The following is a 13,040-nucleotide window of genomic DNA, read 5'->3' as shown; positions in this document are numbered from 1 at the left end:
CCGAGAGCGTCGAACGACGGAGAGGCTCGATTCCGGGCCTCCCGTCCCTTCATGCTTAGTTTGAAGAAGAGCGGGGAATTGAATCCATGAGCAAGCGAATGTATCCGTTTTATTTCATTGCCGCCGCATTGGGCCTCTATGTTGTTTTTGCAGTCGTCCCCAGTCTGATGGGGCTGTACTACTCCTTAACCGACTGGAGCAGCTTCACGAGAGAGATTAACTTCGTCGGCCTGGACAATTTCAAGACGATCTTCTCCAAGGATGAAAATTACATGCACGGCATTCAAAATACGCTGGTGTTCACGGTCTCCACGATCGTCCTGAAGACGGTCTTCGGCTTGCTCCTGGCCATTCTTGTAAACAAGGGGATCAAATTCAAAAATCTGCATCGCGTCATCCTCTTCATGCCTTCGATCATTCCGATGCTTGTCGTCGGGATTATATTCAAATCGGTGTTCGAGCCGCAATTCGGCTTGATCAACGAGGCTTTGCGGGCGGTCGGCCTGGAGCAATGGACCCAGCATTGGCTGACCGACATTCGATGGGCGTTCAAATCGATTATCGCGGTCGACGTATGGAAGGGCGCAGGCTATATTATGGTGATTTTGCTGGCCGGCTTGCAGGCGATCTCGCATACGTATTACGAGGCGGCCGATATTGACGGGGCAGGCGCCTGGATGAAGTTTAAGCAGATTACGCTGCCGCTGCTCATGCCGTCCTTAACGGTAACGACGGTGCTCAATCTGCTGTACGGGCTCAAAATATTCGATACGGTGTACGTGCTGACGAACGGAGGCCCGGGCTATGCGACGGAAGTGGTGTACACCCAGGTATTTAGTCAGTTCACCCTCGGGAGCTACGGCGTGGGGACGGCCCTGATTACCGTGTTGTTTATCGCGATGGCGGCGCTGGGGTATTTTGCCGTCAGGCTGATGTCCAGAGAGGAACAGACCGGATGAACATGACTAAGCGGCTTAAATCGATCCTGATGAATATTGCGGTCGGGCTGATCAGCCTCGTTTGCCTTATACCGATTTTGCTCATCGTGATTAACGGCTTCAAGTCGGCTCCCGAAGCCTCGTCCATGAGCTTTCATTTGCCAAAAACGCTGGCCTTCGACAACTTTTCCGTCGTCGTGGAGAAGGGTAAGCTGGGCCAATCCTTCCTTAACAGCCTGCTCTATTCAGGCTTGGCCTCGGCGATGTGCATCCTTTTCTCGTCCATGGCCGCCTACGCGCTGTCCCGCAACAAAACGCGCCTGAATCGTTTTCTCTTTCTGTTTATTCTGCTCGGCATTGCGCTGCCGATCAATTATTTCACGCTGATCGACGTGATGAAGTGGACGGAGCTGATCAATACGCGAGCGGGCATCGTCGTCCTGTACATGGTGACCCAGATTCCGTTCAGCGTGTTCATTCTGTACGGCTTTATCGGCGGCATTCCAAAGGAGCTGGACGAAGCGGGCGTCATCGACGGGTGCGGTCCTAAAAGGCTGTATTTCTCCGTGATCTTTCCGATGCTCCAGCCTGCGGCGGTAACGGTATTCATCCTTTCCTTCCTCAATACGTGGAACGAATTTCTGCTGCCGCTCTACTACTTGAACAGCGCGAATAAGTGGCCCATGACGTTGGCGGTATACAACTTCTTCGGACAGTTCCAGCAGTCCTGGAACTTGGTCAGCGCGGATATCCTGCTGACGATCCTGCCGGTCGTGGTCGTATACTTGCTCGGGCAGCGTTTCATTATTTCGGGTATGACCAGCGGCTCGGTAAAAGGTTGATTGAAGACGAGCTCATTCCGGAGAACCTGCATCAGGAATGAGCTTCTCTTTCGGATCAAAATGAAAACGCTGTCATTGTACGATATCGTGTCAACTTGCACGGAGGCACGTATGACTTGAACGAAACCGTCGAGTGGAATATACGCACGAAGCCATCGGGCCGGTTAGACCGGACCGATGGCTTTCTTTGTGCTCGCCAAATGGGCGATAACCGATAATCTTTAAAAATGACAACGCTTTCTTAAGAATGTTGGCTTTCGGAGCTTCCATCCCGAAAGGTACACTTAAGGCGAAGGGGGAGCAGATATGGAACTGGATACGCAGGTAACGAGAGCCGCCGGAACGAGCGTGGGGCAAGCGCAGTATTGGAAGCGGTTCAAAAAGCAAAAAACGCTGCATTTGTTCGTCGGGCTAGGCATGATTTTCTTATTGATTTTTGCCTATACGCCGATGTTCGGCATTCTTATGGCATTCAAAAATTATTCCATTTCCATGGGGATCAAGGGAATCTTTACGAGCGATTGGGTCGGGTTAAAGCACTTCGACGAGTTCGTGAACGACTACCAGTTCGGAACGATCGTTCGCAACACGCTGGTGTTGAGCTTCCTTAAAGTCATTTTCGCGTTTCCGGCTCCGATTCTGCTGGCTATTCTATTAAATGAAGTCAAGAGCTTGCGATACAAGCGTTTCGTGCAGACGATCAGCTACTTGCCGCATTTCATCTCATGGGTCGTCGTCGTCGGTATTGCCTTCGCCTTCCTGTCGACCGACGTCGGGATGGTCAACAAGGCTCTTCTTGGACTCGGCTTAATTGACAAGCCGCTGGATATTCTCACCAACCCGGACTACTTCTGGGGACTTGCGGTCGGAAGCGCCGTGTGGAAGGAAATGGGCTGGTGGACAATCATCTTTCTGGCCGCGATAGCGGGCATCAACCCGTCGTTGTACGAGGCGGCGCAGATCGACGGGGCCGGACGCCTGGCGCGAATAAGGCACATCACGTTTCCCGGCATGAAAGGCACGATCGTCGTCGTTCTCATTCTGACGATCGGAAGCATACTGGGCGGGGGGCTGGTCGGCTCGAACTTCGAGCAGGCATTCCTGTTCGGGAACAGCATCAACAACCCGACCTCGGAGATCGTGCAGACCTACGCCTTCAAAGTCGGCTTGCGGGACGGAAGATTTTCCTACGCAGCCGCGATCGATTTGGTCCAATCCGTCATCTCCGTCGTTCTGATCTTCTCCAGCAACTATATCGCCAAGAGAACGTCGGGCTCAAGTCTATTCTAAATAAGGAGGGTCGGGCATGCCGCTCAGTCAAAAGCACAAGGATCGCATCATGGATACGTTCGTCTACGCCATTCTGTTCATCATGATGCTGTCGATGCTTTATCCGTTCTATTACGTCCTGATTCTTTCCTTCAACAAAGGAACCGATTCGCTTCTCGGAGGAGTCTATCTGTGGCCGCGAACGTTTACCTTCGAGAATTACGCCAGATTTCTCGACGATCCCCACTGGTATCGGGCTTTCCTGGTGACCGTCGTGAGAACGCTTGCGGGAACCGCGCTCGGCGTCCTGTTCACCTGTCTGGTGGCGTACGGATTGTCGCATCGCGATCTGCTGTTTCGCAAAAGCTACTTCACGATCATTATTTTCGCGATGTACTTCTCCGGCGGGCTGATTCCGTATTACGTCGTGCTTCGTTCCCTCGGACTCCTGAACACGTTCGGCGTCTACGTGATTCCTTCCATGATGAGCACGTTCTTCCTGCTCATCGCCATTTCGTTCTTTCGCGAAATTCCGGTCGAGCTGAAGGAGTCGGCTCATATCGACGGGGCCGGCGAACTGGTCATTTTCTATCGGATCATCCTTCCCGTCTCGATGCCGCTGATCGCCACCATGTCGCTGTTCATGGGGGTCGGTCAATGGAACTCCTGGCTCGACTCCGCTTACTTTGTTCAATCGGAGGGGTTGCGAACGCTCGCCTTCCGGATGATGGAGGTTATCAACAAGAGCAACGCGCCGATGGACGCCATCGCCGTCGCGAACAGCGCCTCTGCGGGCGTCACCAGCTATTCGCTCCAGGTAGCGGCCATGGTCGTATCCATCGCGCCTATCGTATGCGTCTATCCGTTTCTCCAGAGATTTTTCATCCAGGGCATTATGTTGGGTTCCGTAAAGGGTTGATGGAAAACGTTAATAGGTTGCCATGATATTAAAGCGCTTGCTTTAATATAAATATCATTTGTTGGAGGGGTTACTTTGAACAGAAATAAAGGGAAGAAGACGCTGCTCCTGTCGCTGATCGTCATCATGGCGGCAACGCTGCTGTCGGCGTGCGGCGGCAACAACGACGGCAATAAGGAAAGCGCGAATGCGAATACCGCACCCCCGTCCGGGACAGCCTCCGAATCGCCTGCGAACGGTGGAAAGGTGAAGGAGCTTTCTTTGTTCATCGATATGTCCTGGTATCCGGTGAAGGAGTGGAAGGGCCCGGTTGCGGAGAAGATCACGGAGAAGACGGGCGTCAAGTTGAACGTGACGGTCGCGACCGACGACAAGCAGCTTCCGCTGATGATTGCCTCCGGCGACCTTCCGGATCTGGTGTTCACGAATGCAAACATCGACCGGTTGTCCGATTCAAAGCTGTCCTATCCGTGGAACGAGCTGATCTCGAAGTACGCGCCGGACTTCAAGATCGACGATACGAGAATCGCGATTCACACGATGGACGACGGCAATTTCTACACGGTGCGCAATGCGTTCGCGACGCAGGAGGAAATGGAGCAGAACAAATACGCGATCGGCGGCGACGGCAATCCCGGCATCGCGGTGCGCGAGGATATTCTTCAGGAACTGGGGAATCCGCCGGTCGATTCCGTGGATAATTTCGTGAAGGTTCTGGGCATGGTCAAGGAAAAGTATCCGGACATGATCCCGCTGATTATGGACAAGGACTGGATCGAGCAATACTTCCTGCAGCAGTTCGGCGTCGAGGGGCTTCTGGACGGCTGGTACGAGCGGGACGGCAAGGTGGACTACGCGATCAGACAGCCGGAAATGCTGGAATTTTTCAAGTTTATGAACCGGCTCTACCGCGACGGCTACATTCTGGCGGAGAACTTCGCCTACACGAACGATCAGATCGACGACCAATACGCGACCAGCGGCAAGGCGTTCGCGCACAGCCATACGGTCAGCATAGCGGACTCGAATAACATTAAAGTCAAAAACGCGGGCGAGTCGTTCACGTTCAAAATGCTGCCCAGCGCCTTGTCGGAGAACACGAAGGCCGTCAGCTCGGGTCTTGGCTTTGCCGGAACGTTCATCACCAAGAAAAACAAAGATCCCGAGGCGTCGATCAAGTTCCTTGAATACCTGGCAAGCGACGAAGGCAAGAAATTAACGATGTTCGGCGTCGAAGGCGAGCACTGGACCTGGAACGAGGAAGGCTATCCGGACCTGAAGTACGATTCGTCCGACGCCGACTTCGTCAACGGCAACGGCATCAAGTGGTGGTATCTGTACAACGACGGCGTTATGGAAGGCATGCTGGGATACGTGCCGGGCGCGCAGAAGACGCAGGCCTTGTTGGAGAGAAAGGCGTTCACGGTCTACAAGCCGGAGCTCGGCCTGATCCAGCTGCAGCCGGATTCGGAAGAGAAGACGATCAAGACCAAGATCGACGAGATGATCAAGAACGAGAAGGTTAAGATTTATCTGGCGAAGTCCGAGCAAGAAGCCGTGGCCAACTACGAGAGCATGGTGAAGAACGCCGAGAAGATCGGTCTGAATCGTCTGACGGATTGGGCGAATCAGACGTATCAGAAGAAGAAGGATTTGTTCAAGAAATAACAATAAGAAAGTCCGGCAGGCGCTCCTTGCGTCCCTGCCGGACTTTGCACGCTATGTCGCGGCGAATCGCTCGCAGATGAACGGAAAGGCGGAGAGGGAATGAAGCTGGAATACGACTCGCCCGGCGCGACATGGAGAGAGGCTCTTCCGATCGGCAACGGGCGGCTGGGCGCCATGGTGTTCGGAGCGACGGAGAAGGAACGAATCCAGATCAACGAGGAAACGTTGTGGTCGGGAGCGCCGCACGATTATAACCGCCCCGATGCGGGCCGCTATTTGCGGGACGTGCAAAGCCTGATTTTCGCCGATCGCGTCGAGGAAGCGGAGCAGCTGTTTCTGGACCGCATGATGGGCAATCCGGTTCATTTGCAAGCCTATCAGCCTTTCTGCGACCTGCATCTGGAATTTCCGGGGCACGGAGAGGCTAGCCGTTATCGGCGAGAGCTGGATTTGCGGCGGGCGGTGACGACCGTAACCTACGAAGCGAATGGGTGCGCGTATACCCGCGAGCTGTTCTGCTCCCGCCCGAGCGGGTGCATCGTCATTCGGCTGACCTGCGGCCCGCAGGGCAGCATTAGCGTGAACGCCTCATTGTCCAGCGTGCATCCGGATTCGGCCGCTCGTTCCGACGGCAGCGGCGCGATCCTTCTGACCGGACGGACGGGAACGCGCCAAGGTCCCCGGAACTGGAGCGCCGGCTGGGAAGGTCCGGGGCTCCGATTCGAAGGAAAGCTGGCAGCATTCTGCGACGGAGGATCGTGCAAGGCGGACGGCGGCGTCCTGAGCATCGCCGGCGCGAGCGCTATAACCCTAATTTTCTCCGGGGCGACCGGCTTCGTGAATTACCAGGACATCGAAGGCGATCCGTCGGCGATCAACGAGCGATATATGGCGCGAGTCGCCGAACGTCCGTATCGCGAGCTGCTGGATGAACACGTCGAAGACTATCGGGCATTGTACGAGCGGGTATCGATTCGGCTGGGAGGCGCCGATCCGGATGTAGGCTCCGGGAAGAACAGGCTTCCGACGAATCAGCGCGTTCGGGCGATCCGGGAGACGGAGGATCCGGCGCTGGCGGCGCTATATTTTCAGTTCGGCCGGTACCTGCTTATCGCTTCCTCCAGGCCGGGCGACCAAGCCTCCAACCTCCAAGGCATGTGGAACGAAGAGGAATGGCCGGAATGGGGCAGCAAATGGACGACCAACATTAACGTTCAGATGAATTACTGGCCGGCGGAGGTCGGCAATTTGCCGGAATGCCATGAGCCGTTGTTCGATCTGATCGACGATCTGCGCGTCACGGGCGCGCGTACGGCCGAAGCCTACTACGGCGCGCGAGGGTTCGTCGTCCATCATAATACCGACTTATGGCGAGCCGCTGCGCCGGTCGACATTCATGCGGGCATATGGCCGATGGGCGGCGTCTGGCTGGTGCAGCACTTGTGGGATCACTTCGAGTACGAACCCGACCTGGTCTTCTTGAGGGAGCGCGCCTATCCCGCGATGAGAGAGGCTGCCCGATTCGTTCTGGATTATATGGTAGAGGCGCCTGAAGGCGTCAAGTTCGCCGGTTTGCTGGTCACCAATCCGTCCTATTCGCCGGAGAACGCCTACAGGGACGATCGCGATCGCAGAAGGCATCTGACTTACGCATCCACGATGGATCTGCAACTGATACGCGACTTGTTCGAACGCTGTCTGATCGCAATCGAACTGCTGCGGGGGGACCGGGAGGACCGAGCGTTCGAACACGAAATCCGTGAAGCGCTGCGCCGGATACCCCCTTTGCAAATCGGCCGTTACGGCCAATTGCAGGAATGGCTGGAGGACTGGGACCGGCCGGAAGACACCAATGGACACGTATCGCATATGTACGGCCTGTATCCCGGCAATCAGATTACGGAAGATACGCCGGAAGTGTTCGAAGCGGCACGCAGAAGCCTCGCGCTTCGTCACCGGAGCCAGGAACGAAGCGTGGCATGGCCCGCGGCATGGCGCATTGCGCTGCATGCGCGGCTGAGAGACGGGGAGACCGCTTACGAGAGGCTCGTCGATCTGCTGGCGTGTTCAACCAACCCGAATCTTCTCAACCAGCACGATCCTTTCCCTATGCAGATCGACGCCAATTTCGGCGGAACCGCGGGCATTGCGGAGATGTTGCTGCAATGCCGCTCTCGTTACGAGAACGGCAAAGCCGAATATATCATCGACCTGCTCCCGGCCCTGCCGACGTCGTGGACGGAAGGCTCGGTCTCGGGATTGCGCGCTCGCGGAGGCTTCGAAGTAGGCATTCGGTGGGCGGGCGGGAAGCTGGTCGGCGCGGAAGTGCGTTCCCTTTACGGCAAACCCTGTACGCTGCGGTACAAGGAGAGCGCCGCAAGATGCGACGCGCCGGCCGGCGAAACGTTTCATTATGATCCGTAAGGAGATGCAAGCCGTGTTCACATCGTTCCGACTTGATGAAGTCAGGCTGACAGACGACGCCTTTGCCTCTCGCAGGGAGCTTGTCAAAGCGTATATTCGCGACTTCGACCTAGAGCGCCTGTTGCATACGTTCAAGCTTAACGCGGGAATCCCGTCGGACGCCGCGCCTTTGGGCGGCTGGGAGGCTCCCGATTGCGGCCTGAGAGGGCATTTCGTCGGGCATTTCCTGTCCGCGTGCGCCAAGTTCGCTTATGGCGACGGGGATGAAACCTTGAAGGCTAAGGCCGGCGAAATCGTCGACGTCTTGGCGCGATGCGCGCGGCCGAACGGGTATTTGAGCGCCTTCGAGGAAGAGAAGCTCGATGTGCTGGAACTCGAGGAAGACCGGAACGTATGGGCGCCTTATTATACGTTGCACAAAATCCTGCAGGGCTTGATCGATTGCAATATCTATTTGCGCAATGCCAAGGCGCTAGACCTTGCCGTCAACTTGGCTATTTATGTTCAGGGAAGATTCGAGAGGCTCTCCAACTGGAAGATCGACGGAATTCTCCGCTGTACGAAGGTCAATCCCGTGAACGAGTTTGGCGGGATCGGCGACTCTCTCTATTCGTTGTACGACGGCATCGGGGGAGAAGAGCGTTACAAGAAGGCGGCTCTCCATTTCTACGATTTCGTCAAAGGGAGAACGTTCGCCAACGGCAACAACAGTTCCCGGGCTACGGCTTGCATTCGGGGCGGAGTGTCGGAGAAAGCGGAGAATTGGGGCGGTTACGGCCGGTTGGAGGATGCGCTGACCGGCGGCGAAAGCGAAAGCTGCTGCGCGCACAACACGGAAAGAATCGTCGAGCGGCTGTTGGAATGGTCGGGGGAAGTCGAATATTTGGAGCATCTGGAATCCCTGAAATACAATGCCGTCTTGAACAGCGCCAGCGCCAAGACGGGCCTGTCCCAGTACCACCAGCCGATGGGGAGGCAAGCGCTCAAAAAGTTCAGCGAGCCGTACGACTCCTTCTGGTGCTGTACCGCGTCGGGAATCGATGCCATGAGCGAGTTGCAGAAAAATGTATGGTTCAGGAATGGTGATGCCGTGCTCCTCAACGCCTTCATTTCCTCGACGGCCGCGTGGAAGGACAGGGGAATTCGCATCGTGCAGCGGACGGACTTCCCGGACAGTCTTGCGTCCGCGCTGTTCATCGAGGCCGAAGAGCCAGCGGTGCTTCGGATTCTGTTCAGGGAAGCGGCCGTCCGGTCGGTGAAAGTTAATTCCGAAGCCATCGAGCTCCGGAGAGAAGGCGGATTCGTCTCGATTGAACGTCTGTTTCGGGACGGGGATCGAATCGACGTCGAAATCGAGGCGCCCCTGCACCTGGTCTCGCTTCCGGGTTCCGACGCCCTATCGGCTCTCATGTACGGCAACGTGCTGCTCGCCGGAGTCGGGGACGACAGACCGTTGAAGGGGCTATCGCAGCGGAATCTTCTCGAGAAGCTCGCAAGCAGGAGGATAGACGGCCGGGTGGAATTCTACTTCGAAGACGAAGAGGCGGCTAGGCCCGATTCATTCCGTTGTTCCGAGTCGAGGAGCAATCTTACTCCGTGTACAGGGATTGGTCCGGAGATTCGGCATCTTATCGCCGCTTCTCCTTCGCCGCGGACGGAAGCGCCGCCTATGAAGGCGCGACACGGTAGCCTACGATTCCCGCTCTGGAAGCAACGCGCCTCTATCGAAATTCCGATGTGCGTGGTACGGTTACGATATAGGATTCCGCGTCGGAGGGAAGTGCCGCCATGAGCATCATGCGCAAGATCGTACTGGGCTACGTGATTGTGATCTTCATTCCCGTTCTTGCTTTCGGTTATCACTATTACACGCAAATTTACGGCAACATGACCCAGCAATTCGTGGAAAGCAGGCAGAAGATCCTGGAGCAGGCCTATGCGAACATGAGAACTGACTTCGCCCGCATCCAATCGGTTCATCGGGTGATGCAGAACAATCCATACTTGACCGACTATTTGGATGGCGTATACGAGTCCGACGCGGACAGCGTCTACGCGCTGATTCGGTATATTTCCCCTCTGTACACGCAGTCTCTATACGCCAATCCGGAGATCGAATCTCTCGTCGTCTACAAGACGAAGGACCGGGTTTTGCCGATTACCAACTTGTTCCGCGATCGATCCATGCTTGATCCGCGAATCGAGGAAACCGTCTCGTCTCTTAAGGCGGGACAAGGCAGGTGGCTGCGTTCCGACACGAACGTGTCGGATCCGGATCTAGTCTACTACCAGTACATTTACAATACGCAAATTACGGAGCGGATCGGCCTGCTGGAGATCCGGGTTCGCAATAGCTTGATCCATAATTTCTATGCGGCCGCCGGCGTCGAAGCGAACTGGAAGGCGTTCCTGCTGTCCGATCAGGGCAAGCTTCTTACGGACGAGAAGCCGAAGTTGGACGACACGACGCTTCATCTCCTGCAATCGGATGATCGAGCATTCTTCATCAATCGTAAAACAATCGTTAATCAGTTGAAGCTCGAGCCGTTGGACGTTCGAGTCATCGTAACCGGACAGGTAGACGACGTATTCCGCTCCGTCAAGCAGAAGGAAGTCGTCCTCATCACGATGATCGTGCTGCTGCTGATTGCCCTGTCCATCGCCTATTACGTGCTGGCCGCCACGATTACAAAGCGAATTCTCAGATTGGCCCGGCACATGCGAACGCTGAACGACGATAACCTAAGGCAGCACAGCATCAAGAGAGGCGGCAGATTCGAAAGAGATGAAATCGGGTTCCTGACTGCCACCTACAATACCATGGTCCGGCGGATGGACGAGTTGATCAACAATGTCCATCGGGTCGAGCTTCGCAATAAGGAAGCGGCTTATCAAGTGCTGCAGGCGCAGATCAAACCTCATTTTCTATACAACACGCTCGAAACGATTCGTATGGTCGCCGAAGCCAACAACGACAAGGAAGTCGCCGAAATTTCCTTCTGGTTCGGGAAGCTGATGCGCTACAGCTTGTCGTCCGAGCGGGAAGAGACGGTGCTTGCGAAGGAAATCGAGATGGTTGCCTTCTACATGAACATCCACAAGATGCGGCTACAGAGCAGATTGACCTACGAGATCGATGTGTCTATCGACGCCGAGCGTCTGGCTTGTCCGCGCTTTCTGCTGCAGCCGCTAATCGAGAACGCGATCGTGCATGGCGCCTCGGCCGTCCTGCGCCCGGTTCATATTCGGCTGCGCGCGGTGGAGACGGAGCAGGAGGTCACGATCGACGTGACCGACAACGCCAACGGAATTCCGCCGGATAAGCTGCTCGAGCTGCATAAACGGCTTGCCAAACACGATGATCTCGGGAGATCGGACGAGACGAGCGGCGTGGGACTCCGAAACGTCAACGATCGTATCAAAACGTTCTTCGGAGGGGAGTCCCGACTTGAAGTTATCAGCGAGCCGGGCAAAGGGACATGCTTGCGCATCACCATTGCAAAAAGGACGGTGGACGGACGATGAAAGTATTGATCGTGGACGACGAGCCTTTGATTCTGAACGGGTTGGTCAAAGCGCTTTATGCCCGACGTGACGATGACGGATATTTATATGCCCGAGAAGAACGGCTTCGAGCTGATCGAGGAAGCCCGACTGGAGGGCTTGTGCGACCGGTTCATCGTTCTTACGGGCTACGACGAGTTCGCCTATGTCCGTCAGGCGCTTCGGGCGGGCGTGGTCGACTACTTGCTGAAGCCCTTGGACAAAGAGGAAATCGCCGCCCTGCTGGGACGCGTCAATGAGGAACTGCCGGCCGCGTGCGATTCCGAATACTGCCTGCATGCCGAACGGCTTCTGACCTATATGCAGACGAACTATATGGAAGATCTATCGCTTGACCATCTCGCGGACCGGATGAAGCTTCATCCCAACTATATCAGCAGCCTGTTCAAGAAAGAGACGGGGGACACGTTCGTCAATTACTTGAACGCCTTGCGAATCCGGGAGGCGCAGAAGCTGTTGCGCGCGCAGCCCCATCTGACGGTAAGCGCGATCGGCGAGCGGGTCGGCTATGACACCAAGCACTACTTCACGAAGGTGTTCAAAAAATATACGGGAACGACTGCTTAGTTTCTTGCTTATCTGTGGCGGTTACGGATATAACGTCCTGGAGGCATTCCTTCCGATTTCGTAAATTGCTTGGTAAAGGAATAAATATCCCCATAACCAAGACTAACGGCTACGTGTTTAATGGGGAGTCCGGAGAGGAGCATCATTTTGGCCTGTTTCATTAAATGTTCAATGTGGTACCGCTGAGGGGAAATTCCGGTTGTGGCTTTAAATAGCTTCCTGAAATTCTCATAGCCCATATTTACGGCTGCTGCGGCTTCCTTAATATCGTAATGGATATCATTGGCGCCGCCGATTAGTTGGCAAGCTTTTGAGATTTTATGATCATTGTGCTCTCTCTGAGTATGATGTACGCTGCCGTGCAAACGGATAATGAGTTCTTGAGCTTTCATCAGCAAATAGGGGAGCCTTTCATCTACAGCGGCTTTAAGAGAGTTAATCAGGGCGGCAAATTCATTCAAAATATCGCTTGTATGTCGTGTCGGCTGCACCTCTTGGTCGGGATTTATGATGCCTAGCGTTTTGAGGTAATGATAGACAGGATAACCTATGCTGATATAAAACTCGATCCATTCCCCATTCGGCTCGATTTCGGTGGAGTGCATACGATCAGGCAAACGTTGTACCAGATCCCCTGCTTGCATTGTAATAACGGTGCCTTCCTTTGAGATAAATCGTCCGTTGCCTTGCAGGACCAACAAACAGCTGTAATATCCGATCCTGAAGTCATACTGGGAGCGCTCTGCCGTTCTTTTTCTCATAAAGCCGCATGACAAAATGCCCTGGTCGAAATCGTCTCCGATACACCGGTATACGACATCGTTTTCTTTTATAGCATCAAAATTCATA

At 55.0% G+C, this 13,040-nt stretch carries 10 protein-coding genes; 9 read left to right on the top strand and 1 reads right to left on the bottom strand.

All coding sequences use genetic code 11. From position 1 onward, the window contains the following. Nucleotides 1-86: 86 nt before the first annotated feature. The 9 genes from J4772_RS29130 to J4772_RS29090 all read left to right on the top strand — a co-directional run bounded on the left by J4772_RS29130 (nt 87) and on the right by J4772_RS29090 (nt 12,191). Nucleotides 87-959: a carbohydrate ABC transporter permease gene (locus tag J4772_RS29130; protein WP_209072559.1), complete on the top strand. Its 873-nt coding sequence runs from the start codon at nt 87-89 to the stop codon at nt 957-959. Continuing rightward, a complete protein-coding gene (locus J4772_RS29125; RefSeq protein ID WP_209072558.1) occupies nt 956-1,780 on the top strand; it encodes a carbohydrate ABC transporter permease in 825 nt (274 codons plus the stop codon). Before J4772_RS29130 ends, J4772_RS29125 begins: the two co-directional genes overlap by 4 nt. 306 nt (nt 1,781-2,086) lie before the next feature. Next, nucleotides 2,087-3,070: an ABC transporter permease gene (locus J4772_RS29120; protein WP_209072557.1), complete on the top strand. Its 984-nt coding sequence runs from the start codon at nt 2,087-2,089 to the stop codon at nt 3,068-3,070. Between the two features lie 16 nt (nt 3,071-3,086). Continuing rightward, complete coding sequence (locus J4772_RS29115) at nt 3,087-3,968, top strand: carbohydrate ABC transporter permease (RefSeq protein WP_209072556.1); 882 nt, start codon at nt 3,087-3,089, stop codon at nt 3,966-3,968. Nucleotides 3,969-4,043: 75 nt separating this feature from the next. Beyond that, nucleotides 4,044-5,636: an extracellular solute-binding protein gene (locus J4772_RS29110; protein ID WP_209072555.1), complete on the top strand. Its 1,593-nt coding sequence runs from the start codon at nt 4,044-4,046 to the stop codon at nt 5,634-5,636. A 99-nt stretch (nt 5,637-5,735) separates the two neighbouring features. Next, nucleotides 5,736-8,060, top strand: a complete 2,325-nt coding sequence (locus tag J4772_RS29105; RefSeq protein ID WP_209072554.1) for a glycosyl hydrolase family 95 catalytic domain-containing protein — start codon at nt 5,736-5,738, stop codon at nt 8,058-8,060. Nucleotides 8,061-8,073: 13 nt separating this feature from the next. Beyond that, a complete protein-coding gene (locus tag J4772_RS29100; protein WP_247740887.1) occupies nt 8,074-9,852 on the top strand; it encodes a beta-L-arabinofuranosidase domain-containing protein in 1,779 nt (592 codons plus the stop codon). Continuing rightward, on the top strand, nt 9,849-11,585 hold the full coding sequence (locus tag J4772_RS29095; RefSeq protein WP_209072553.1) for a cache domain-containing sensor histidine kinase: 1,737 nt from the start codon (nt 9,849-9,851) through the stop codon (nt 11,583-11,585). The genes J4772_RS29100 and J4772_RS29095 overlap by 4 nt, the downstream gene beginning before the upstream one ends. A 57-nt stretch (nt 11,586-11,642) precedes the next feature. Next, the gene (locus J4772_RS29090; RefSeq protein ID WP_247740886.1) at nt 11,643-12,191 is read left to right on the top strand and encodes a response regulator transcription factor; all 549 of its coding nucleotides are present in this window, start codon (nt 11,643-11,645) and stop codon (nt 12,189-12,191) included. Between the two features lie 8 nt (nt 12,192-12,199). Here the strand turns inward: J4772_RS29090 and J4772_RS29085 are convergent, their stop codons facing one another. Beyond that, nucleotides 12,200-13,039, bottom strand: a complete 840-nt coding sequence (locus tag J4772_RS29085; RefSeq protein ID WP_209072552.1) for a helix-turn-helix domain-containing protein — start codon at nt 13,037-13,039, stop codon at nt 12,200-12,202. Between the last annotated feature and the right edge of the window lies 1 nt (nt 13,040).

The organism is Cohnella sp. LGH (genome assembly GCF_017671885.1).
Taxonomy (GTDB): Bacteria; Bacillota; Bacilli; order Paenibacillales; family Paenibacillaceae; genus Cohnella; species Cohnella phaseoli.
This window is presented reverse-complemented; position numbering and strand designations above follow the sequence as displayed.